This is a genomic window from Flavobacterium sp. GSB-24 (assembly GCF_027924665.1).
Classification (GTDB): domain Bacteria; phylum Bacteroidota; class Bacteroidia; order Flavobacteriales; family Flavobacteriaceae; genus Flavobacterium.
In genome coordinates, this window is the sequence record NZ_AP027043.1 from 340,002 (window position 1) to 363,021 (window position 23,020).

A 23,020-nucleotide genomic window follows, 5' to 3' on the forward strand; every position below is an offset into this window, starting at 1 on the left:
GAATATAAATTTTTCTGATTTTATTTAAATTAGTACCTAATTGCAGATCTTACTTCATTTAACATCTTTTCTCTTTTAACATATTCAAGATCGGATATCATCATTTCTCTCACTAACCCAGCCAAATCATATTTAGGAACCCATCCTAATTTTGTTTTTGATTTAGTAGGATCACCAATAAGTAAATCAACTTCTGTTGGACGGAAATATTGTGGATCAACAGAAATTACTTGTTTACCTATCTGAATTTGATAGTCAGGATTATTGCATGATGCAACATATCCTTTCTCATCTACTCCTTCTCCTTTAAATTCTATCTCAATTCCAACTTCTGCAAATGACATTTTAACAAAATCACGTACATAGGTAGTTTCTCCCATAGCAATTACATAATCTTCTGCAACATCTTGTTGCAAAATACGCCACATAGCTTCTACGTAATCTTTCGCATGTCCCCAATCACGTTGAGCATCTAAATTTCCTAAGTATAAACAATCTTGTTCTCCCAAAGCAATAGCAGCTGTGGCCATTGTTATTTTACGAGTTACAAAAGTTTCTCCCCTTCTTGGTGACTCATGATTAAATAAAATACCGTTACAAGCAAAAATATTATATGCTTCTCTATAATTTTTTGTAATCCAAAAACCGTAAATTTTTGCAACCCCATAAGGTGAACGTGGATAGAAAGGTGACTGTTCATCATAAAGTCCTTTTTCATTTTTATTTTCAGCTAAACCACCATACAATTCAGATGTTGAAGCTTGATAAATACGAGTTTTCTTGTCTAAACCTAAAATACGAACCGCTTCCAAAATTCTTAGCGTACCAATTCCATCGACATTAGCAACATATTCAGGAGAATCAAAAGACACTTTTACGTGACTCATAGCCCCTAAATTATAGATTTCATCAGGTTGTACTTCTTGAATAATTCTAATGACATTAGTAGAATCAGTCAAATCTCCATAGTGCAACTTAAAATTTACGTGAGCTTCATGTTGATCTTGATATATATGATCTATTCGTTGTGTATTGAAAGAAGAAGCTCTTCTCTTAACACCATGAACCATGTATCCTTTCTCTAATAATAGTTCTGCTAAATATGAACCATCTTGTCCTGTAATTCCCGTTATAAGTGCAACTTTCATTTTTTTATTTTTTTTATTTTTTTAAATGACTCAAAAGTCTTCAACAACCCCTCTTTTGACTTTACGGGAAAAGATTTCCCTAATTCTTTTACAATCTTTTCGTTACTAACAATGTAATTTTCTGTTAGCTTCTGTAAACGTTCTCTATTTAATGGCAAGCGCAAGACGTCTCCTAATTTAGCAATCGAATTAATAACTTTTCGTGGTAAATTTAATATTCTCTTTTTTTTTCCTAAACTTACCCCTAACAATTCCAATAATTCATTGGTAGACAATGGATCATCATCTGCTACATTAAAAATCCCCGAAGGTATTCTCTCGTTTTCCATCAACTCTCTAATAGCAAAACAAAGATTTTCTATACTCAAAAAAGATCTTTTATTTTCAAATGCGCCTAGTGGCCATGGTAAACCTCTTGAAACTAATTGATACAATAAATTCAGATTGCCTTTATTACCAGGACCGTGAATCATACAAGGTCTAAGTATGAAAACCCTTTTACCATCTGGCAATTTCTTATTCAATATATAATTTTCTGCCTGGTGCTTTGCTATACCGTAATGTGTTTTTGGATTTGGAATTTCATCTTCTTTCAAAACGCCTTTTACTTCATCTGCAACTGCTTTTACTGTACTCATAAAAATAAAAACACTTGAACCTGAAATTAAAAAAGCATCAAATAACTGTTTAGTCAATTCAAAATTACTATCGTAATAATCTTGAGGTACAGAAACTTTTTTTAAATCGTGTGCCTTACCAGCAAGATGAATGATCACATCTGTATTAATTTCAAATTGTTGATTAGGCAAATAACGTGTACTTAATGGTACAATTTTATATGAGTCTTTTAAATAGAGTTTAAGATTTGAGCCTACAAATCCAGATAAACCGGTAATAATCACACTTTTATTTTGTATATTATTTATCACTATCTTGCAATTTTGTAGTAAATAAATTTAAACATAAAAAAAGGCATTACTCTAATTGGAATCTTAAAGAAAACCACCTTAAAAAAATCGGAATAATTAAAAAAACTAATTCGCAAGAATTTTCTATAAAGATTAAATTCATTTTTTGCATACTTAACTCCCCATCTTCTTTTTATTGCTTCAGATCTATTTTCTCCTATTCTAAACCATAAAACTTCATCTGGAATATTTCCAAGTTTAAATTTTCCCAAATAAGCTCTTACAAAAAAATCGTAATCTTCGGGAAAAATTGATGAATCATATCCTTTTAAAACATTAAAAACTTCTTTCTTAAACAAAACAGTTGGGTGCGAAAATGGAGATCTAAATTTAAGTAATTTTACTATATCAGAATGTTCACAAGGTACTATCCTATGTGATATTACATCATTAATATCTCTACCAAATTCTATTATTTGTCCACCAACTATATCTAAATTGAATTCATTTAAAGCATTTATCTGTTTCTCAAACCTATCATTAAAGCAAATATCATCAGAATCCATTCTTGCTATTAATGAATATTTTGCATTATTTATTCCAACATTAAGTGCATTTGCAAGGCCTTTGTTCTCAGGCAAGGCTATTACTTTAAAAACTTTCGAATAATTTCGTTCATATTCTTCAATTACAGAATCTAATTCTGACGTTAATGCTCCATCCTTTACTAAAACGATTTCTTTTGGTTTTAATGTTTGATTAATAACCGATTCCAAGGATTGCCTCAAATAAGTAGGGTTTTCTTTAAAATAAACAGATAGAACAACGGAAAGATCTCTATTTAACATAAATCGCATTGATAAATATTTCTAATTGTTTAGAAGGGTCAAAAAACTCTAATTGCGATGGAATATTTTTTATTAAACTGCTCCTTTGAAGAAGCATTTCTTTCATAGCTGAACAAATTTCTACAGAATTATTAGGATTACATAATAGACCTGTCAAACCAACGACTTCTGGTAATGAAGAATTGTTTGAAACAATAGATGGCTTAGAATAGTACATTGCTTCAAGCGGTGGAATCCCAAATCCTTCATAAAAACTAACATAAATCATTGCGTAGCTTCCTTTTATAAGATCATTTTTTTTATCTTCTTCTAAATATCCAGTAAAGACAATCTTGTCTTGCAGACCTAGTTCATCAACAAGACTATATATATTCTTACTATCCCATCCATCTTTACCACAAATGTAAAAAAGAAAATCTTTGCCCTTATCTGAGCGTTGAAATTCATAGAAAGCCTTAATAATATTAATCAAATTTTTGCCTGGCTCAATTGTAGATACCGTAACAAAATATTTATTAATAATAGATTCTTCTTCCTTAATCAATTCAGGAATAAAATTATAAACAATAACTATTTTATCGTGGCTAATGTCAAAATGTGAGATTAAATCCTTTTTAGTAGATTTCGAAACTGTAATAATTGTATCAGCAAACTTAGCTCCTAATTTTGTGATCAATTTCACATATAATCTTCTAAAAAAAGGATATTTTTTAGGAAAATAAAAGGGTATTAAATCATGAATAGTAACAATACTCTTAATATTAGGCAAAAATACTTTTAATAAAATCGGTAATGCAGGCGTTGGACTATAGTAATAATCCAATTTCCTTAAGTAAGAAATAAATAATGTCTGCTCAAAAATTATTCTTTTAATAAACGAATTAATTCCTGCGATTTTAACAATTTCAAAATCTAATTTATTACAATCTAGATCAAAAACCTTTGATACGTCTAAGTTATTAGGAACGAAAATTACAATTCTTTTGTTGAAGTTTTCAAGTTGTAACTGATAAAATATTCGCTTAATAAAATATCCTGCGCCGGCTAATTTATCAGAGTTGAAATTTAATAAATTAATCCCAAGTACCCCTTTATAATTTTTCATACAATTGCTTAATTGAATAGATATATTTAATATCTCTTTGTGTTATACTATACCTGAGAAATGACAAAAATGAAACCGCCTTTATCAGACCAGGAAATTTCATTCCAGTTTTCTTAAAATATAGATATCTACTCCTTTCAAAATAAATATGTTTTTTTAAATTAGACGACATGGATTTACTTAAATGATGTATAATTTTTAGATCAGGAAACAAACAAATTTTAAAATTGTTTTTTATTATCCTGTAACATAATTCAGTTTCTTCAAAATATAAAAAGAAATCTTCATCAAATAAACCAACTTGATTAATTAATTTTTCTTTATTAATAAACATTGCCACACCAACAATGTGATCAACTTCCTTAACATTATTGAAATCACAAATTTTACCAGTTGCTAAATAACGATCATAATATTTACGAAAAAAAACCTTTAATCCAGACATTCCAAGAAAAATCCCTTTTAAAGAGGGGTAATTACCGTACGACTCTTGTGGTTCAAAATCCGGATAAATGATATTAACACCTGAACACAAGATATGCTGACATTCTTTGGATTCCATTCGGTTGAATAATTCCATTATGGAATTACTTATTAACTCAGTATCAGTGTTTAATAAAAAAACATATTTTTTAGTAGCATAATTAATACCTATGTTATTAGCCGCACCGAATCCTTTATTTTCAGTATTTTTTATTACAATAACGTCTTTGAATTGATCTTGAATTGCTTCTACGGATTGATCAGTAGAATTATTGTCAACAACAATGATTTCGAAATCAACCTCTCTCGTATGATTATATATTGAATTTATACATTGTAGAGTAAAATCTTTTGTATTATAATTTACTAGAATAATTGATACTGACATTAAAAATAAGGTTTAAGCAATTGTAGATAATATAAATTGAACAACAAAGTTAGTAATGCTAAGAAGATAACAACAAATATCCCAATATATTTTTCCTTAACGATATAAAAAATAAATGGATAAAGAACAATCTGAACTACGCCAAATAATTCCTGAAAACGAAAAGCAAAAACTGGCAGACTTGCAAATAGAATAAAGAAAGTAAGCGACAGCACTGAAAGTTTTAACAATAAGACTGCATATTTGTTTTTACTCTGAAGAAAATCCGCATAGTAAAGAAATAAACTTGTTAAAAATATCTGTAATAGTATCCGAACATTTAAAATATTTACTTTATCAGAAAATTGACCCAATTCAAACATGCTTTGATATACAGTTAGTTTTTCAGCAAAAATACCAAAACTTAAAATTGAAATTAACTGAATAAAATCTATTTTTAATACATATAGTATAAAGGGAACCGTCAAAATTCCCGTCCATAATTTCTTATTTATCTTTTCAGAATCAAGAAAATAAATTGGCAAAAACAAAAGTGACGTATAATGAAAGCAAGTCGCAAATAAAATTGTCATTACAAATAAAAATATTTTTCTTTCCTTAATCATTGATATAGAAATTAACATTATACCAGAAGCTATTCCGATTCTGATTTGAGTCATTTCATGTAAAAGAAAAAAGAAAGAAAAATAAGTAATGACCGCAAGGCCAATGTTATCACTCAACTTCCATATTGATAATAATTTAAATCCTACCCCTAAAAATGCAAAAAAAACAAAAAGCAGAACATAGGAGTCGAATGGTAAAAGCTTATAGACAGCTGGAATAAGATAGTAAAAAGGTTCTAAATAAGAAAATGTCGAATAATCTGTAAAATATTCAGATGGTTTTTTTATCATTTCGAACATAGCTAAATAGCTATTGTAATCATTATCAATCTGACCTCGAAATCCAGCAAATAAAGCTAAAACAATGATTACACCGAACAAGAAAAGACCACTATAAATGCTTTTCTTGAAAAAAAAACACCCAGGTATTAACAAGCAAAATAATATTATGAATATTAACATATTTTAAATATTATTTCTGTAATGACTCTAAATATAGATGTAAATTATTTTCCACAATATATTCCCAAGTAAATTTACTTGCTTTTTGTTTAATTAAGTTACTATTAAAAGTCTTTCTTAATCTATAAAGTTCTACTAAACCTTCTGAAAATTCTTGTGTGGAATCTCCAATTAAAACGCCATTCGATCTATTGATAACCAACGCATTTTCACTTGTCTTCGTAGCTAATACTGCCATACCGTTTAAAAGATATTCAAAAGTTTTTGTAGGTGGTTGACAGTCATAATATGAAGTAAGCGGGATAAAGGAAATGCCAACATTACTTTCTAAAAAATAACTAGTTAAAGCCGGATAACGTATTTCTCCCTTGAAATCTATATATTCTTCTAGATTATTATCCTTTATAGCATTATTTATTTTTATTTTTTCCTCTTCACTACCAAATCCTATTATCGTATATTTAACATCTTTGGGAAAACCAGAACCGATTAAAAATCGATGAAATCCAAATACTGTTTGTTCAATATTTCTATCATAAAATGTTCCCACATACATTAATTTTAACGAACTGAATTCTTTTTCATTAGTAATGAAATCGGGTGCTCCTAATGGCAGAACATGCGCCTCTTTAGTAATTCTCAAATATTTTTGCAAACTTTTTGAAATAATTGTAACATGTTTAAAAAGACTAGTTTCCAAGCACATTAGTCGATTATACGCATATCTTTTTAATTTACTATTAAAAACAAAACTTGTTCTAATATCCATAATCTGGATAGAATCTCCTAAACAAAACTTAAACAAACTAGAAAATGTAAAATAAAAAATCATTGTATGTGTAAAAGTTTCTTTTTTATGTAAAGTTGATGCCAGCTTCATCATTGCAATTCTGCTTTTAATTTTACCTAATTTAAAAGGTACATGAAAAACATGAACATTTTTAGTCTCAAAATATTCACCTCCATGATCGTAGCCCAAATAAAACACGTTATAGTATTTTGATAATAAATCTGCGTAAAAATAACTATCAGTATGGTAACCATATTGAGCAGAAGTGATTAATAAAATATTTTTTTTATTTACCATTTAACCAATAATTTTAAAAACCCTCTATAAAAATAGGGAGCATACCAAAATGGAATCACTTCTTTTATAAATTTAAATGCGTTAATTTTATCTTTTCCGGCTAATTCATTAAAGGATCTTAATATTTGACGCTTATAAACTATCGGATAGTTATCTAAATTTCTCCATTTTTTTATAGTTTGAATTTTGCATCTTTCCATTAGATTAATCTTACTAGAAATATTTGTTTCATGTTTTCTATAATAGGCCACAAATTCGTTTAAAAAGCCTATTTTATATTTGTTTGAAACCCTAAGCCACATATCCCAATCTTCCATATATAAACCCTCATCAAAACCTCCAACCTCATCAAACACATTACTTTTTAGTAATGCCGTTAATATAGCTATCTTATTTCCGTCTAAAAGATTTTGAAACGATAATTCGTTTTCATCAACTACAGCTCCAACTGTACCCAAATTTTTACCTGCGTCATCAACTTCATATGCTTTTGCACAGCACATACCATATTGAGGATTATATTCTAAAAAAGCTACTTGCTTTTCAAGCTTATCATTAATCAAATAATCATCTGATGCTAATATGGAAATGTACTTTCCTTTTGTTAAAGAAAGACCAAGATTAAGTGTTTTGCATAAGCCTTTATTTTCTTGGTTAATTATTTTTACCTGCTCAAAGTTTTTGTAAGAAGAAAGCTTACTTAATGTTCTATCAGTAGATCCGTCATTTATAATGATAACTTCAATGTTCTTGTAACTTTGATTAATAATACTATCAATACAGTTTTCAATATACTTCTCATGATTATAAGCCGGTACAATAATCGATACAAGTGGCAATTCGTTATTTCTTTCTAACATCTCTTAAAAAAATATAATATAATTTTTCATATAAGTAAAAGCTTGCAACAGCATGATTTATATTTAGTATATGCTATTAGAATTTAATTGTTTGGTTTTATCTAATGATAGTAAAAAATTAAATTTTTCTTGAAATTTGTATTCTCCTAAATAAATATTTTTGTTATAAATTGATATACAACCATAACCTAAGTTACTTTAATGTCTTTATATATTAGACTGACATATTTTCGATGTATGTCTAATTTATCTTTTTTTTAATTTAGATCTTACAAATTCTAAAATGTTCAATTTTTTGTTCAATTGTTTATAAGAGTATGCAATATTAGCGAATAGTATAACGGTACCTAATAAATAAGATATAACGTTATTCCAAATTAAGAAAAGCAAGAACGTAGATAAGATAAATGCAAAATTAACAGTAAAAAACTTTAATGTTTCTTTAAACACACGAAATTGATACAATTTAAATGTAATCACAGAAATCACTAAAGTGTAAATTACATAAATAATCACAAAACCATAGCCAAATCCATCTATACCCCATATATAGTAACATACAAGAGTCGCTACCAAATGTAATGAAGCTCCAAAACCCGCTTCTAAAAACAAATAAGTACGTTTATCATTCTTTGCGAATGATATGTATCCTAAGCAATAAGAAAATAATTGAAAAAATGAACCTAAAGCTATAAACCGAATAAAAGATACTATAGGCATGAACTCTTTAGTTAATATGACTCTTATCATTAGTGGTGCGGTAATAATCATAATAATAAGAATAGGTGTAGCCAACAATAAAACTACTTCAGCCTGATCATTTACAACTTTATTCAGTTTATTTACATTAGTGTGAGCTGCTGCTAATCTTGGAAAATAATCGGCACCTAGTGCTGCTAATATAAATCCTATATATTGCCCAGAAATAGAAGTAGCGGCCGTATATAGTCCAACATCTTTGAAATTTCCAATTCTGCCTATACCAATACTAATTAGATACTTAACAGTCATTCCAATAAAAATAGAAATCATAAGCATTATTCCGAGCTTAACCATGCTCTTACTTTCCGCTATAACTTCTGAGTTTTTGACTTTTATATTTTGTAGATTTACTTTCTTAAAAAAATACAAAGATGTAATATAAATTACAAAAGATGTCAATATTAATGTAGGCACTATACCTTTTTCACCATAAAAATAAAATAACGGAATAGAGATTACTAATCCCGCAATAGATCCGATAAGACCTGATTTTAAAATATAATCAATTTTTCTAATTCCTCGTAATATAGTTTGTTGACTTTTCGTAATAGTTGTAAATAATACATATAACGATAAAAAAACAAATGACCATGTATAATCATAAGTGCCAAAAGTCCAAAAACTTAGAAAACTAGAAAATAAGATCGTAAACAATGCACCCAAAATTCCGGTCCATAAAAAAAGTTTTCGAACAATTGTAACTGTTCGAATTACTTTATTCTCATTATCTAAATTTTCCGAAATACTTCTTACCGCGCTTAGATCCAATCCTAAATCATTTGCCGTAGTAATCATATTTAAACTATTAAGCAAAACATTATTGATACCTAATCCTATGGGACCTAAAAAAACTGCTAAAAATTTTCCCTTTACTATAGAAATCAAGATATTTATGAACTGCAAGCCCCCAAAAGCAACTGTATTTTTTAAAGTGCTTTTATAATCAACATTATCTTCTTCAGTCATTAAAAATTATTTAAAAAAATTGATGTAAATTAGCTTTATCATGAAATAACTTAAAGTTTTCTCTTAGCCAATGCTCAGGTTTATCCCACCATTTCAATTTCAGTAATTTGTTTATTTCAACGTCATCAAACCTCTTACGTATTAGTTTTGCTGGTGTACCACCTACAATGGAATAAGGTTCAACATCTTTATTTACAAAAGAACCTGAAGCAATAATAGCACCATCTCCAATCTTTACCCCACTCATTACAATAGAGTAAGCCCCTATCCATACATCATTTCCTATAGTAGTTTTTTTCATTTCATCAAAATATGTATCATCAGAAAATGTAATACCACATTGTGCATGAGGAGAATAAAAAATTGGACTAGTTGAAATAAAATCTACTGGATGATTCCCTGCGCCAATTATACTGAAATCTCCAATAGAACAAAACTTTCCAACAGAGGCATTCATCACACTATTAAATCCCGCAAAATAGGTGTAAGACTGAATACTTGAATTGTAGAAATAAGAATGTTGAGATATCTTTACAAAATCATTAATTTCACAATTATCAATTGTAGCACTACCACTAATTTTTTTCTTAGGTGCTGGAATAAAAGTTCTGTAGATTTTTCTTAAAAGACTTTTCATGTTCATATTCATTAATTTCTTCACTGCTATTACAATTATTCCGCTCTATTAATAAAATTATACTTCTTAACTTCAGCTTCCGAAACTTTTAGTCCTATAAACTCACTATGATTAATTCTTTTATTTGTATTCCATAAATCCAATAGCTCTTCTAGTGAATAATGTCCCAAAATATTATTATAACCTTCTGTTTGTGTTAAATTAGTATGTACACAAGGAGTTGCAACATTTTCGAGAGAAACGCCTCCACGTTTAGTAAAATAAGGTAAAAACGCTTGTAAATTATGCTCTAGAGAATTAGGAGCTTTAAAATTGGTAGATTTTATCATTTCCAAAATTTCTAAACGAGAAAACATATATCCCGATACCCCAATTGGATATGTCCAGTCTGAAAATTCTTTAATCTCATCCCATTTAAATTTATATAAATTTTCTGAAATTTTGCTAAAGGAAGGAACCTCAATTTTCTTAGCTAAAACCGTACTGTAATTAAGATCTTTACCTCTAGAAAGGCACACAATATCAATTAAAGGATCTACAGTTTTTATCCAATCATAGTCAATCTCTTGAGAAAAAAGCATATCATCTACATAAAAAATGAGGCGATCTTCCGAAGATTTTTCTATTGTATCAATTAGATTATTCCTGAAGTTTGTTTCCTGAATAAATTCTACTGGAAAATCAGTATAAATTTTTTGTAAATCAGAATAAGATTTTTTATGTGCTTCGTTGCTTACATGGAATAAAACTTTTATCTCGGAGTAATTTTTAACATTCTCAAAATAACTAGCCAAAAAACCATCAAGTTGCATAGCTCTATCTTTCGAAAAAATTATAGAAATAATTTTATCATTTTGAGGAGTAAAAACACTTTTCATTTGATCGTACAGAACCACTTGTGGTTCTTCCCAAACAGGTTTTCTCTGAAATCCTTTTTTATCTAAAAAAGATAAAATTTTCTTCTTGATATACTTTTTCATTTAAAATTATTAACTATATATTATTTAGTTCTGCAATCACATATTCTACCTCTTCATCACTCATTACAGGACTTATAGGTAAGCTTAAAACTTCATCGTGAATTTGCTCAGTAATTGGATAACTTAGATGATTTAATTCGCTATATGCTTCCTGTTTATGCGGAGGAATAGGATAATGAACCAAAGTTTGGATATTTTTATCATTAAGGTAATCCGTAATTTTTTCTCTTTCATTTGTACGTATAACAAACAGATGCCAAACATGCTCTTCTGCAGTATCTGGTAGTGATGGAAGCTTAATATTTGCTGCTTTTATACCTGAAATATATTTATTAGCTATTTCCCTTCTTCTAGAATTATCTGCATCAATATATTTTAGCTTTACATCTAAAACAGTAGCTTGAATTTCATCTAATCTCGAATTTAAACCTTGATAGATATTGATATATTTCTGATTAGATCCGTAATTAGCCAATGCACGAATTGTCTTTGCTAGCAATTCATCATTTGTCGTTACTGCACCTGCATCTCCAAGTGCTCCTAAATTTTTACCTGGGTAGAAACTAAAACCCGCAGCATCTCCTAAACTACCTGTTCTCTTTCCTTTCCATTTTGATCCTATAGACTGCGCGTTATCTTCGATAATTTTCAAATTATGTTTTTTCGCAAGATCTTGCAATTGCTCAGAAAAAATCACACGACCATACAAGTGTACAATAAGAATTCCTTTAGTATTCTTATTTAATTTTTCTTCTATTTTTGCAACATCAATATTATAAGTATCAATATCTGGCTCGACAAAAACAGGTACAAGACCATTTTCTGAAATTGCCAATACTGAGGCAATATAGGTATTTGCAGGAACTATAATTTCATCCCCTTTTTTCATAACTCCAAGTTCAATGTATGCTCTTAGAATCAATCTTAAAGCGTCTAAGCCATTTGCCACACCTATCGCGTGATTAACGCCGATAAATGTTGCCAAATTGTCTTCAAAAGCTTTTACTTCATTTCCCAACAAATACCATCCTGAACGAAAAGTATTCAATAATCTTTCTTCTATTTCTTTTTGGTGGGCAAGATTTATTTTTTGTAAATCAAGAAATTTAATCATATAAAATAGTTCTTTATTTTTTTATTAAGTGTTTTTTCAACGAATTCAAACGCAAGAGTACTTACTATTAATGTTGTGATTATAATAAATGATATTTTTAAAGTATCATAAGCGAGAGGGGAAATATCATTTAAATAAATTTATATATATATTAGAAAGTGTGCAATTTTAATTCATTTCTTAAAGTAGGTAATATTTCCCTTACTATCTATCATTCCTTTTTGTTGTGCTGGATTTCCGAACCATACTGTATATGGAGGCACATTTTTTGTAACCACACTACCTGCGCCAATTAAAGCATATTCTCCTATGATATTTCCAGCCACTATTGTGGCATTGGCTCCAATAGAAGCTCCCTTTTCTACTATAGTTCTTTCGAAGGCTTCGGGGTATTGTTTTGACCGAGGTATCAAATCATTTGTAAAAGTAACATTTGGGCCTATAAAAACATGATCTTCTAAAGTAACACCATCCCAAATTTGCACACCTGGTTTAATCGTTACATAGTTTCCAATTTTGACATCATTTTCAATAAATACCTGACAGTTAATATTGCAATGATCTCCAATAATTGCATCCTTAAGTATCACACAATATTGCCAAATCATAGTATTTTCGCCTATGTATTGTGATTGAACGTCTGATAAAGGATGAATTTTAGTCATTTTCTCTTATGTAATTTAAGAAATCTTGATAATCTCTAATATAATCTTTTTCATAGTATGTGTGTGAAGCTAAAACCAAACATATTGATCCAGAAGAAAAATTAATTTCGGAAGCCCAAATACCAGGAGGAATATGTAATCCTAAATCAGATCTATTTAAAAGTACCTGCCTCTTCGTTACCCCATCATCTAACAAGACTTCAAAACTACCACTAGCTGCAACCAAAAATTGATGACATTCCTTGTGTGCATGAGCTCCACGAGATTCTCCACCAGGAATATCGTATAAGTAAAAAATCCTTTTTATATCAAAAGGAATTTCAATACTATTATTAATAGCTGTTATATGTCCATTTCTATCTCCTTTCTGCTCCAGGTACAATAGATTGCAATCGAAAACAGTTTTTCTATTACTCATTTTCTAACTCTCGTTTAAATTCCTCAAAATCTCTAATATAATCATTATGGGAAAAGGCTTCGCTTGAGACGTGTAATGCCAAAGAATTGGTTGAAAAATTTTCCATATGTCTCCAAGTTTTTGCAGGAAGATATAATCCGTAATAACTTCTATTCAATGAAATTTTCTCAGTTGAGCCATCGGGATTAGTAATTATTACGTCAAAACTTCCGCTTAGAGCAACAATAATTTCTTTTTGATTTTTATATGCATGCCCACCCCTAATTTCACCTCCAGGCACATCATAAGTCCAAAATGATCTTTTTATCTCAAATGGAATTTGATCTGGGTATTGTAAAAATGTAAGATTCCCTCTTGGATCATAAATCTTAGGGAAATTTATTATTTTTTGCTTCATATGTTCATTATCAAAATTAATTTAATAGGTGGCCAATCACTTTCCTACAAATTAAAACCACCGATACTAAAAACCCAGCCAAAATCCCTCCTAAGATTAATCCCTTTAGCTTCCCAAATTTCTCTTTAGGCAATGGTAAAATAGGCTTATCAATAACTTGAATTAAAGGTGTTTCTTTACGCAAAGTAACTTTCGCTAATTCAGATTGTTTAACTAATTCTGTCAATATTGCTGTGTTAGCTTGAACATCAACCTGTCTTCTCGCCGATGGTGCTCTTCGAACATTCAATGCAGGATTTAAATTAAAAGTATTGTCATTTGCAACTGCTACTCCAGTAATTGCACCATTCAATTCTCTGCGAATAGAATCAACTTGACGTTCTAAAATAGCCATGTTCATTCTGGCTTTTTTACTTTTAGTTTCTATATAAAATGTTCCTACCTGTTTAGCCAAAGCTTCACAAAAATATTTTGAGAATAACTCGTTGGTTGAAGACACATCTATATTTATAATTGATATTTTTTTGTCCTTTTGACCAACTGATAAACCAGTTTTAGATAAATTATCATACATTATACCCAAAATACTATCTTGAACTCTTGTAAATTTCTGGCGATCATCATTAGGTAAAAATTGAATATTATTTAAAAAAGGCTTTTCTGTCCAAGCCTTACGCCATTCATTATTCTGAATATACATTTCAGCTAGAGAAATCTCCTTTCCATTCAACTTAACTGGAGACAAAAGCGTTTTCTCAACCATTGTTCTTGACTTAAAGAGCTCTGTTAAATTTGAACCGGTAAATATTCCACCACCACTTCCTCCCAAATCTAAACCGAAAGAACTAGCTAGACCTAAAGCGCCTCCTAATCCACCACTTCCTTTTTCATCTTCTAAAGCAAAGGATAATGTAGCAGTATAAACAGGCTTTTTAATATAAGAATATGCCAATCCTAAACCTGCTCCAACAATAACTGCTAAAACAATGGGTATCCATTTTGAACTCAAATAGACAGCTAAATACCTTATTCTTCCTATCAATTCTTTTAAAGAAATTTCTTCGTTTTCACTTCTTTTGTCTTCCATAAAATTATTTAAATGCTGTCACGATTAACAATGCCAAACTAGCAAACGCAGTTCCAAGACCAGCCCACTCTCCAGCACTCATTTTTTTTCTCTCAGGCTTCTCTGGAACAACAATTTGTGAATCTGGCTCAACCTTAGGATATGATCTGAAAAATAAAAATGAAGTTGTTACATCAGCTTTTCCATTTGGATAAATTATATATGCTTTTCTCTTCCATCCCTTACTATCTACACCACCAACAGAATTGATATAATATTTAAAACCTTTTCCACTTCTATATGGTATTTCGGAAGTCAACAATACATTTCCTGTCACTTTTACACCCTCATTATATACCGCTACATCTATCTCATCTCCAGGAAATAATGTAACATTCGAATAATGATTTTTATCCTTTACAATTTTTTCCCAATTCACAGGAATTGTTACGTATTTTAAATCTTCACTTAATTTTTTGCTTAATTTTTCTTTGATTGTATCACTTTTTGATAAATTTAGATCAACTCGTTCTAATTGTTCAATTTGTTCTTTTTTAATTGGTCGTTTGATTTTCATACCATCTAGATTAGCAATAGAAGTTAGTCCACCAGCTCTCATTACCACATTATAAACTGTTTCTTTCTTATTCGCTAAAACGTACTTACCTGGGTAACTTACTGCGCCAGTAATAGAAACCATTTCAGGTTTTTCATAAACCGCCATTCTTCTTATATTAATAACATCGAATGGTTTTAAAACAAAGTTTTTTATTTGCTCATTATTATCTGCTGTAATTTCCAGTTCAACCAATTCAATGCGTTTAGGATCTGCGTCATCAATTTCATCAGATTTTACCATTCTGGCAATTTCAACTCTTTTAGAAGCTGAACCAGTTAAACCTCCTACCTGAACTACTAAGTCGTTAAGTGTTAAATTATCAAAGTATTCATATTCTCCTGGATTTTTTACTTCTCCATCTATGGTTACTTTATATTCTTCTCTAAAATCTAATATTGAGTAAACCGTTACAATATCTTCTCTTTTCAATTCAAGATCGGCACTTAAATCCCCAGAAAGCGCTGCACTTAAATCTACATTTACAATTTCTGTTGTTAAATCTGTTTTTAAACGAATAATTCTTGCTCTTTTGGTATAAGCATCCTCTTTCAAGCCTTCTGCTCTTGTAATAAGATCAGAAATTCTCATTCCTTCAGTGTACGAATAATAATCTGGCCTAAAAACTGCACCTTCAATTTTGATACGATTTTCAAAACGGTTTAGAATTTTAGTAACTCGAAATACATCTCCGGATTGTGGTTGATAAGTACTATATTCACTCTCGTTTATATCATGAACCTTAAATTCTTTACCCGTTTTTTGCAAGACATTTACAGATGCAGTGTATGCAAATTCGTTAAATCCGGATGAAAAATTCAATAGATCAGAGAATTTTTCTCCTTTTTTCATTTCAAAAATCCCTGGACGCTTAACTTCCCCTTCAACTGTAACTCTTTGACTGTAAGCAGGAATTCTAATTACATCATTATCTTTTAAACTAACGTTGTCAGATTGATCTCCCTTTACTAAAAAGCGGTAGATATCAATATTTCTATAAACTTTATTATACCTAATTAATTCAATGTTTCTGTAACTTCCATTTTTCCCAGGTCCTCCAGCCAAATGCAATGCATTATAAACTGTTGCTAAAGAAGAGATAGAGTAGTTACCTGGCTGTTTACCTCCAACAACGGTAACTTTAATAGTACGAATACGTCCTAAACTTACACTTACTTGAGATTGTCCAGACGAAACTGTACTATATACTCTTGCTATAGCTGCCTTAATTTTTTGAGTAGCCGCTTCAATTGACATCCCTGACACAGAAATTTGTCCGACATAATCAATTGTAATTTTACCTTCAACACTAACAGGTATGCTTGCATTATATTCCTGAACTCCATATACACTCACTTGCAATTCATCTCCAGGCCCTAAAACATAGTTCATTGGTGTTGCTAATTTCAAATCTGGTTCAAAATTTAGCGTAGGATTGTCAAACAATTCTGAGCCAAAAATTAAGGCATTAGCTGAATCTTTAACTTTTTCATTTTTAATTTCTTCCTGCTTTCTTCCTGAATCCTTGGTTCCTATTTTGGATTTATTATCTTTATCCTTTGCGTTCCCTTTAGAATTTTTCTTCTCAAATTCACTAAGTTTAATTCTCAGCTTATTAAATTCTGTTTGACTCATTCCTTTAGAAAGTGCCATAGATTCTACTTGATCAATAGTAGCATTATTACTTTTCAGCTGCGCACTTATTTTAGCCAAGTCATCATCCGATAAATAGTCAACTTTTATTGTACTTAAATCTTTCGATTTAAGAATATCTTGTGCACTTGCATTAAAAGAGAACAAAAAAGTAAGAAACAGAATAAGAACGTATATTATTTTTTTCATGTGATTTAAGTTAATCTTAAAAAAATAAGCATTTAAAATAGTTGTTATGAATATTGTTTTTCATAGTATTCCTTATAAGAGCCAGATGTTACATTCTGCAGCCACTCTTCATTATTAAGATACCAATTTATAGTTTTTTCCAAACCTTGTTCAAAAGTTACAGATGGCTTCCATCCTAGCTCTTTATTTATTTTTGAAGCATCGATAGCATATCTTAAATCGTGACCAGGTCTGTCTTTCACGTATGTAATTAAATTTTGGGATGTTCCAGGTTCTCTTTCTAATTTTTGATCCATAATCTGGCATAATAATTTAACCAAATCAATATTTTTCCATTCGTTAAATCCCCCAATATTATAAGTTTCGTGATTTTTCCCTTGGTGAAAAACTAAATCTATAGCAATTGCATGATCTTCTACAAACAACCAATCACGAGTGTAATTTCCGTCTCCGTAAACTGGCAAAGGTTTATTATTAATAATATTATTTATAAAAAGCGGTATTAGTTTTTCAGGAAAATGATATGAACCATAATTGTTTGAGCAATTTGTCAAGACATATGGTAAGCCATAAGTTTCTCCATAAGCGCGCACAAAATGATCCGAGCTAGCTTTTGATGCTGAATACGGTGAATTTGGATCGTAAGGAGTTGTTTCTGTAAAAAGTCCGTCGGCTCCTAATGAACCATATACTTCATCTGTACTAATGTGATAAAATCTTTTTCCTTCAAAATTATCTTTCCATTGATTTTTAGCTGCATTTAATAAATTCATGGTTCCAATAACATTAGTTTTCACAAAAGCTAATGGATCTTCTATAGAGCGGTCAACATGAGATTCTGCGGCCAAGTGCAGAACACCATCAAAATTATGTGTTGTAAAAAGATTGTTTATAAAATTTTCGTCTACAATATCTCCTTTTACGAAAGTATAATTTGATTTATCTTCAATATCCTTTATATTCTCCAGATTCCCAGCATAAGTCAAGGCATCCAAATTAAAGATTTGATAATCTGGATATTTATTAACAAAACGTCTTACTACATGAGAACCAATAAAACCAGCGCCGCCAGTTATAAGAATTTTTTTCATTTTAATTTTATTAATTTAATAAATCTGAATTTATTTTTTCTAATTCACTATAGATATCTTTTACATCTTGTGAGTTTTCTTTTTGCAAAATTAAATTAGCGGTATCTGTATAAACAAAAATAGTATTTTTTAGTCCCAGAAAAGTTGTGTGCTTCCCAGAACCAATAACCATATTACCGTTCTTATCAACTGGATGCCCTTTCAGAATTAAATAATCATAAACCGATTCAAAAGAACCTAAATCTGACCATGAAAAAGAAGCAGGAACGACTTTAATTTTTTTACTGCGTTCCATCACAGCATAATCGATACTAATGGACGGAATTTGCATTGATAGTTCCAAATCTAAAAATCCTTCTTTCGATGCTTCCCAAACTGCTTTGGATTTTTCATAAACATCTGGCTGAAATTGCTTTAACTCATCTAACAGTACTCCTGCCTTAAAACAAAACATGCCGCTATTCCATAAAAAATTACCTTTTGCAATAAATTCTTTTGCAGTTGTTTCATTAGGTTTTTCACGAAATGATACGACTTTATCACCTTTCGATTCAATATAACCATAACCTGTTTCTGGCTTTGTAGGTATAATTCCAAATGTTACTATGAAACCTTCTTTAGCTTTTGAAACTGCTTCTTGGATAGCATTGTTATAATCATCCATTTTATCAATAATATGATCAGAAGGAGTTATAATTAAAACATCATCAGGATCTGATGCAAAAGCCGCAAATGCTATGGCAGCTGCTGTATTTCTTGGAGTAGCCTCAACAATATTCAAATAAGTTGTATTGGTTTTATCCATTACTTTACCACTCAAATGATGATTGTCGACATTACCTACGACCATTACTTTATTTGCTAAATGACTATTACGTTCAACAGTCATTTCAAATAAAGATTTATTTTCAAATATTTCTAAATATTGTTTTGGCTGGCTCTTACGAGAAAGTGGCCATAATCTGCTTCCTACACCACCTGTTAAAACTACATGTATAATTGAATTATTATTTTCCATTTTTCTTTTTTAAATTAAAAAAGCTTCAAATATTATAACCTGTTATCGGCTATATTACCTAAAACTCCTTTTACATCATACAATAAACTATTTGATTTTTGCAATTCAGCAAAATCTAACTCTAAAAATTCCGAATGAGAAACACCTAGAACTATCGCATCAAATTTATTGTTGGGAAGAGAGCCTAATGTTATTAAATTATATTCTTTTATTACATCATTTGCATTTGCAAGTGGATCATATATTGTTACTAAAATTCCATATTCTTTTAATGCTTTTACAACATCAACAATTTTAGTATTTCTAACATCTGGGCAATTTTCTTTGAAAGTAATACCAAGCATTAGCAATTCAGCTCCATTAACAGAAATGCCTTTTTTTATCATTAGCTTAACTATTTGTGAAGCCACATATTCTCCCATGCTGTCATTTAAACGTCTTCCTGCTAAAATTATTTCGGGATGATAACCAAATTCTTGTGCTCTTTGTGCTAAATAATAAGGATCTACTCCTATACAATGTCCGCCAACAAGGCCTGGTTTAAAGGGTAAAAAATTCCATTTTGTTGAAGCTGCTGCTAATACTTCTTGAGTATCAATATTCATTAAATTGAATATTTTAGCTAGTTCGTTTACAAAAGCAATATTGATATCACGTTGTGAATTTTCAATAACTTTTGCGGCCTCTGCAACTTTAATTGATGGAGCTAGATGAGTTCCTGCAGTGATTACTGATTTATACAAAGCATCAACTTTTAAACCTATTTCTGGAGTTGAACCTGAAGTCACTTTTAAAATTTTTTCAACGGTATGTTCCTTATCTCCTGGGTTTATTCTTTCTGGAGAGTATCCTGCGTAAAAATCTTCATTGAATACTAAACCTGAAGCTTGTTCTAAAACTGGCACACATTGTTCTTCTGTAACACCTGGATAGACTGTAGATTCATAAATGACAACATCTCCTTTTTTTAAAACCTTTCCAACCGTCTCGCTAGATTTATACAATGGTGTTAAATCTGGTCGATTATTTTTATCGACAGGTGTAGGAACCGTAACTATATAATAATTACAATTTGCAATATCATGTAATGAAGTTGTACAATATAAACCTATTTCTTGATCTGGTGAATCAACTAGGACATTTTGTAAAACATCATCTTCAACCTCTAAGGTTGTATCTGTTCCGGATTTTAAAGAATTAACTCTTGATTCATTTATATCAAACCCAACAACTGAATATTTTGTAGCAAATAATCGAGCTAAAGGCAATCCAACATATCCTAAACCAATAACCGCAATTTTTACTTTATTTTTTAATTCCATTTTTTTTAATTTATTTAGGTCACTAAAACTCACGGCTTCGCCGTTCTGAGTCACAAATCTTTGACCCAGATACCTAAATTAATCATTTTCGGCAAATATAGTACAATAACTCTACTTTTTCAATACGGTTTCCCGTATTACTTAAAAAGTAATTGTTAATAAAAAAGCACTTAATTCCAATGCGTTATTAATCAGGGTGTAAATAATTACTTTATAAAAAAACAGAAGAAAAAAATCTAAAAAAGATTCTCTCTTCTGTTAATTTACTTTGATAACGCTGTTATTTATATTTTATTTTCAAAACACATCCTAATGTTTCCAATACAAGAGTATAATAACTATTAGATATTTCTTGTACAATTGCATTTTGATTACTAAATGCCCCTGATTCTAATTTGATTTTATCTCCCACTTGAATTGCCGAAACAGTTACATCACTAATATTAGGAGCTTTAAGGCTCTTTTTTATAATTTCTATTTCTTGATCTTTTACAATAGCTGGTTTGCCTAACCAAAATAGATATCTCACGACACCTGCTACCTGAAAAACCGAATTCCTTTCAGAATCTGATAACTGAACAAAAACATACGAATTAAAAAGTGGAACTTCAATCTTTTTCTTTCGATCTGACCATTGTTTAACTTGAGTAATTAGAGGGCAATAGGTTTCTATACCCAATTGACTCAGCTTATCTGCAACTTTTTTTTCCCATTTAGGTTTTGTATAGACTACGTACCAATTCATTTTTTTATTTATAACGAAGTAAAACTCACTACTACTTCACATTTTCCACTTTCACTTCACTACAAAATCAATTTAAGAACCTATTCCATTATAAACAAAGCCAATTGATTCTAATTCTTTACCATTTAAAATATTTCTTCCGTCAAAAACAAATGCGGGCTTATGCATAGAGTCATAAATTTTTTTCCAATCGTACGTTGTAAACTCATCCCATTCTGTTAAGACTGCAATAGCATGAGAATTTTTACAGGCTTCATAGGCATTATCGAAAACATTTAAAGCATTTGCATTTTCATCTGCTATTCTTGTTTCTAAATAATTTAAATCGGAAAGCATTTTATTTCTTGAAACTTTTGGATCGTAAACTGAAATTTTAGCTTGTTCATTGATTAAGTCATCCGCAACATAAATCGCAGCAGATTCTCTAGTATCATTTGTATCTTTTTTGAAAGCCCAGCCTAAAAATGTAATTTTCTTATCGGCTACTGTATTATATAATGTTTGAACAATTTTATTCGAAAATCTTCTTTTTTGATGATCATTCATAATAATTACCTGCTCCCAATAATCTGCAACTTCATTTAATCCATATGATTTTGCGATGTAAACCAAATTCAGAATATCTTTCTGAAAACAAGAGCCACCAAAACCTACCGAAGCTTTTAGAAATTTTGGACCAATTCTGCTGTCCATCCCAATTGCTCTCGCAACTTCATTTACATCTGCACCTGTTTTTTCGCATAATTCCGACATTGCATTGATGGACGAAATTCGTTGTGCCAAAAATGCATTTGCAGTAAGTTTAGACAATTCTGAAGACCAAACATTTGTTGTCAAAATCTTGTCTATATTTACCCAATTTGCATAAACATCAACTAGTGCTTGAATTGCTTCTTGACCTTCTGGAGTTGTATCTCCACCAATAAGAATTCTGTCAGGATTTAATAAATCTGTAACTGCTGTTCCTTCTGCCAAAAATTCAGGATTAGATAAAATCTGGAATTGAACTCCATTTCCTGTATTATCTAAAATACTTTTAATTGCTTCAGCCGTTCTAACTGGTAAAGTCGATTTTTCAACAACTATTTTATTTTGCTTTGCAACTCTCGCGATTTGTCTTGCACATAATTCGATATATTTTAAATCTGCTGCCATACCTTTTCCTTTTCCATAAGTTTTGGTTGGCGTATTTACCGAAATAAATATCATTTGAGCTTCGTCTATTGCTTTATCAACATCAGTAGAAAAAAACAAATTTCTTCCTCTTGCTTCCGAAACAATTTCAGAAAGTCCCGGCTCATATATTGGAATATTTTCAGGATTTGGATCATTCCAGTCTGCAATTCTTTGTTCATTTAAATCGACAACTGTAACTTGAATATGTGGACATTTTTGAGCAATTACTGCCATTGTAGGCCCACCAACATATCCTGCACCAATGCAGCAAATTTTTGTAATTTTCATTTGATCTATTATTATCTTGATCT

The 23,020-nt window shown here is 30.1% G+C and carries 22 protein-coding genes; all 22 read right to left on the bottom strand.

The window, feature by feature from the left end; genetic code table 11:
* Positions 1 to 29: 29 nt before the first annotated feature.
* Positions 30 to 1,148, bottom strand: a complete 1,119-nt coding sequence (gene gmd / locus QMG60_RS01650; protein WP_281866687.1) for a GDP-mannose 4,6-dehydratase — start codon at positions 1,146 to 1,148, stop codon at positions 30 to 32.
* The gene (locus QMG60_RS01655) at positions 1,145 to 2,077 is read right to left on the bottom strand and encodes an NAD-dependent epimerase/dehydratase family protein (RefSeq protein WP_281866688.1); all 933 of its coding nucleotides are present in this window, start codon (positions 2,075 to 2,077) and stop codon (positions 1,145 to 1,147) included. Before QMG60_RS01655 ends, gmd begins: the two co-directional genes overlap by 4 nt.
* Positions 2,077 to 2,904, bottom strand: coding sequence for a glycosyltransferase (locus QMG60_RS01660; RefSeq protein WP_281866689.1), 828 nt, complete (start codon positions 2,902 to 2,904; stop codon positions 2,077 to 2,079). The genes QMG60_RS01655 and QMG60_RS01660 overlap by 1 nt, the downstream gene beginning before the upstream one ends.
* Positions 2,894 to 4,009 (bottom strand): glycosyltransferase family 1 protein, encoded by a 1,116-nt coding sequence (locus tag QMG60_RS01665; protein ID WP_281866690.1) that lies wholly within the window; start codon positions 4,007 to 4,009, stop codon positions 2,894 to 2,896. Before QMG60_RS01665 ends, QMG60_RS01660 begins: the two co-directional genes overlap by 11 nt.
* Positions 3,996 to 4,880 (bottom strand): glycosyltransferase family 2 protein, encoded by an 885-nt coding sequence (locus QMG60_RS01670; protein WP_281866691.1) that lies wholly within the window; start codon positions 4,878 to 4,880, stop codon positions 3,996 to 3,998. Before QMG60_RS01670 ends, QMG60_RS01665 begins: the two co-directional genes overlap by 14 nt.
* Positions 4,880 to 5,947 (bottom strand): EpsG family protein, encoded by a 1,068-nt coding sequence (locus tag QMG60_RS01675; protein WP_281866692.1) that lies wholly within the window; start codon positions 5,945 to 5,947, stop codon positions 4,880 to 4,882. The genes QMG60_RS01670 and QMG60_RS01675 overlap by 1 nt, the downstream gene beginning before the upstream one ends.
* 10 nt (positions 5,948 to 5,957) lie before the next feature.
* Positions 5,958 to 7,034, bottom strand: coding sequence for a glycosyltransferase (locus QMG60_RS01680; RefSeq protein ID WP_281866693.1), 1,077 nt, complete (start codon positions 7,032 to 7,034; stop codon positions 5,958 to 5,960).
* Positions 7,028 to 7,894, bottom strand: coding sequence for a glycosyltransferase family 2 protein (locus tag QMG60_RS01685; RefSeq protein ID WP_281866694.1), 867 nt, complete (start codon positions 7,892 to 7,894; stop codon positions 7,028 to 7,030). Before QMG60_RS01685 ends, QMG60_RS01680 begins: the two co-directional genes overlap by 7 nt.
* A gap of 246 nt (positions 7,895 to 8,140) precedes the next feature.
* A complete protein-coding gene (locus tag QMG60_RS01690) occupies positions 8,141 to 9,622 on the bottom strand; it encodes an oligosaccharide flippase family protein (RefSeq protein WP_281866695.1) in 1,482 nt (493 codons plus the stop codon).
* A gap of 10 nt (positions 9,623 to 9,632) precedes the next feature.
* Complete coding sequence (locus tag QMG60_RS01695) at positions 9,633 to 10,259, bottom strand: CatB-related O-acetyltransferase (RefSeq protein ID WP_281866696.1); 627 nt, start codon at positions 10,257 to 10,259, stop codon at positions 9,633 to 9,635.
* A 35-nt stretch (positions 10,260 to 10,294) separates the two neighbouring features.
* Positions 10,295 to 11,239: a hypothetical protein gene (locus QMG60_RS01700; RefSeq protein ID WP_281866697.1), complete on the bottom strand. Its 945-nt coding sequence runs from the start codon at positions 11,237 to 11,239 to the stop codon at positions 10,295 to 10,297.
* 13 nt (positions 11,240 to 11,252) lie between these two features.
* Positions 11,253 to 12,353: a DegT/DnrJ/EryC1/StrS family aminotransferase gene (locus QMG60_RS01705; RefSeq protein ID WP_281866698.1), complete on the bottom strand. Its 1,101-nt coding sequence runs from the start codon at positions 12,351 to 12,353 to the stop codon at positions 11,253 to 11,255.
* A gap of 173 nt (positions 12,354 to 12,526) precedes the next feature.
* Entirely contained in the window at positions 12,527 to 13,018 is a 492-nt protein-coding gene (locus QMG60_RS01710) for an acyltransferase (RefSeq protein ID WP_281866699.1), read from the bottom strand.
* Positions 13,011 to 13,436, bottom strand: coding sequence for an FdtA/QdtA family cupin domain-containing protein (locus QMG60_RS01715; RefSeq protein WP_281866700.1), 426 nt, complete (start codon positions 13,434 to 13,436; stop codon positions 13,011 to 13,013). Before QMG60_RS01715 ends, QMG60_RS01710 begins: the two co-directional genes overlap by 8 nt.
* The gene (locus QMG60_RS01720) at positions 13,429 to 13,833 is read right to left on the bottom strand and encodes an FdtA/QdtA family cupin domain-containing protein (RefSeq protein WP_281866701.1); all 405 of its coding nucleotides are present in this window, start codon (positions 13,831 to 13,833) and stop codon (positions 13,429 to 13,431) included. Before QMG60_RS01720 ends, QMG60_RS01715 begins: the two co-directional genes overlap by 8 nt.
* Positions 13,834 to 13,849: 16 nt before the next feature.
* A complete protein-coding gene (locus tag QMG60_RS01725) occupies positions 13,850 to 14,920 on the bottom strand; it encodes a Wzz/FepE/Etk N-terminal domain-containing protein (RefSeq protein ID WP_281866702.1) in 1,071 nt (356 codons plus the stop codon).
* 4 nt (positions 14,921 to 14,924) lie between these two features.
* A complete protein-coding gene (locus QMG60_RS01730) occupies positions 14,925 to 17,357 on the bottom strand; it encodes an SLBB domain-containing protein (RefSeq protein ID WP_281866703.1) in 2,433 nt (810 codons plus the stop codon).
* 44 nt (positions 17,358 to 17,401) lie between these two features.
* The gene (gene rfbB, locus QMG60_RS01735) at positions 17,402 to 18,448 is read right to left on the bottom strand and encodes a dTDP-glucose 4,6-dehydratase (RefSeq protein WP_281866704.1); all 1,047 of its coding nucleotides are present in this window, start codon (positions 18,446 to 18,448) and stop codon (positions 17,402 to 17,404) included.
* A gap of 10 nt (positions 18,449 to 18,458) precedes the next feature.
* Positions 18,459 to 19,466 carry a mannose-1-phosphate guanylyltransferase gene (locus QMG60_RS01740; protein WP_134142203.1) on the bottom strand — a complete coding sequence of 336 codons (1,008 nt, stop codon included), beginning with the start codon at positions 19,464 to 19,466 and terminating at the stop codon, positions 18,459 to 18,461.
* A 32-nt stretch (positions 19,467 to 19,498) separates the two neighbouring features.
* Complete coding sequence (locus tag QMG60_RS01745; protein WP_281866705.1) at positions 19,499 to 20,788, bottom strand: nucleotide sugar dehydrogenase; 1,290 nt, start codon at positions 20,786 to 20,788, stop codon at positions 19,499 to 19,501.
* Positions 20,789 to 21,068: 280 nt separating this feature from the next.
* Entirely contained in the window at positions 21,069 to 21,533 is a 465-nt protein-coding gene (locus tag QMG60_RS01750) for a UpxY family transcription antiterminator (protein WP_057114907.1), read from the bottom strand.
* A 72-nt stretch (positions 21,534 to 21,605) separates the two neighbouring features.
* Positions 21,606 to 22,997: a UDP-glucose 6-dehydrogenase gene (locus QMG60_RS01755; RefSeq protein ID WP_134142200.1), complete on the bottom strand. Its 1,392-nt coding sequence runs from the start codon at positions 22,995 to 22,997 to the stop codon at positions 21,606 to 21,608.
* Positions 22,998 to 23,020: the final 23 nt, after the last annotated feature.

Coding starts and splice junctions, on each gene's coding strand:
- gmd (WP_281866687.1), bottom strand. CDS start 1,148: ATGAAAGTTGCACTTATAACGGGAATTACAGGACAAGATGGTTCATAT.
- QMG60_RS01660 (WP_281866689.1), bottom strand. CDS start 2,904: ATGTTAAATAGAGATCTTTCCGTTGTTCTATCTGTTTATTTTAAAGAA.
- QMG60_RS01665 (WP_281866690.1), bottom strand. CDS start 4,009: ATGAAAAATTATAAAGGGGTACTTGGGATTAATTTATTAAATTTCAAC.
- QMG60_RS01670 (WP_281866691.1), bottom strand. CDS start 4,880: ATGTCAGTATCAATTATTCTAGTAAATTATAATACAAAAGATTTTACT.
- QMG60_RS01675 (WP_281866692.1), bottom strand. CDS start 5,947: ATGTTAATATTCATAATATTATTTTGCTTGTTAATACCTGGGTGTTTT.
- QMG60_RS01680 (WP_281866693.1), bottom strand. CDS start 7,034: ATGGTAAATAAAAAAAATATTTTATTAATCACTTCTGCTCAATATGGT.
- QMG60_RS01685 (WP_281866694.1), bottom strand. CDS start 7,894: ATGTTAGAAAGAAATAACGAATTGCCACTTGTATCGATTATTGTACCG.
- QMG60_RS01690 (WP_281866695.1), bottom strand. CDS start 9,622: ATGACTGAAGAAGATAATGTTGATTATAAAAGCACTTTAAAAAATACA.
- QMG60_RS01695 (WP_281866696.1), bottom strand. CDS start 10,259: ATGAAAAGTCTTTTAAGAAAAATCTACAGAACTTTTATTCCAGCACCT.
- QMG60_RS01700 (WP_281866697.1), bottom strand. CDS start 11,239: ATGAAAAAGTATATCAAGAAGAAAATTTTATCTTTTTTAGATAAAAAA.
- QMG60_RS01705 (WP_281866698.1), bottom strand. CDS start 12,353: ATGATTAAATTTCTTGATTTACAAAAAATAAATCTTGCCCACCAAAAA.
- QMG60_RS01710 (WP_281866699.1), bottom strand. CDS start 13,018: ATGACTAAAATTCATCCTTTATCAGACGTTCAATCACAATACATAGGC.
- QMG60_RS01715 (WP_281866700.1), bottom strand. CDS start 13,436: ATGAGTAATAGAAAAACTGTTTTCGATTGCAATCTATTGTACCTGGAG.
- QMG60_RS01720 (WP_281866701.1), bottom strand. CDS start 13,833: ATGAAGCAAAAAATAATAAATTTCCCTAAGATTTATGATCCAAGAGGG.
- QMG60_RS01725 (WP_281866702.1), bottom strand. CDS start 14,920: ATGGAAGACAAAAGAAGTGAAAACGAAGAAATTTCTTTAAAAGAATTG.
- QMG60_RS01730 (WP_281866703.1), bottom strand. CDS start 17,357: ATGAAAAAAATAATATACGTTCTTATTCTGTTTCTTACTTTTTTGTTC.
- rfbB (WP_281866704.1), bottom strand. CDS start 18,448: ATGAAAAAAATTCTTATAACTGGCGGCGCTGGTTTTATTGGTTCTCAT.
- QMG60_RS01740 (WP_134142203.1), bottom strand. CDS start 19,466: ATGGAAAATAATAATTCAATTATACATGTAGTTTTAACAGGTGGTGTA.
- QMG60_RS01745 (WP_281866705.1), bottom strand. CDS start 20,788: ATGGAATTAAAAAATAAAGTAAAAATTGCGGTTATTGGTTTAGGATAT.
- QMG60_RS01750 (WP_057114907.1), bottom strand. CDS start 21,533: ATGAATTGGTACGTAGTCTATACAAAACCTAAATGGGAAAAAAAAGTT.
- QMG60_RS01755 (WP_134142200.1), bottom strand. CDS start 22,997: ATGAAAATTACAAAAATTTGCTGCATTGGTGCAGGATATGTTGGTGGG.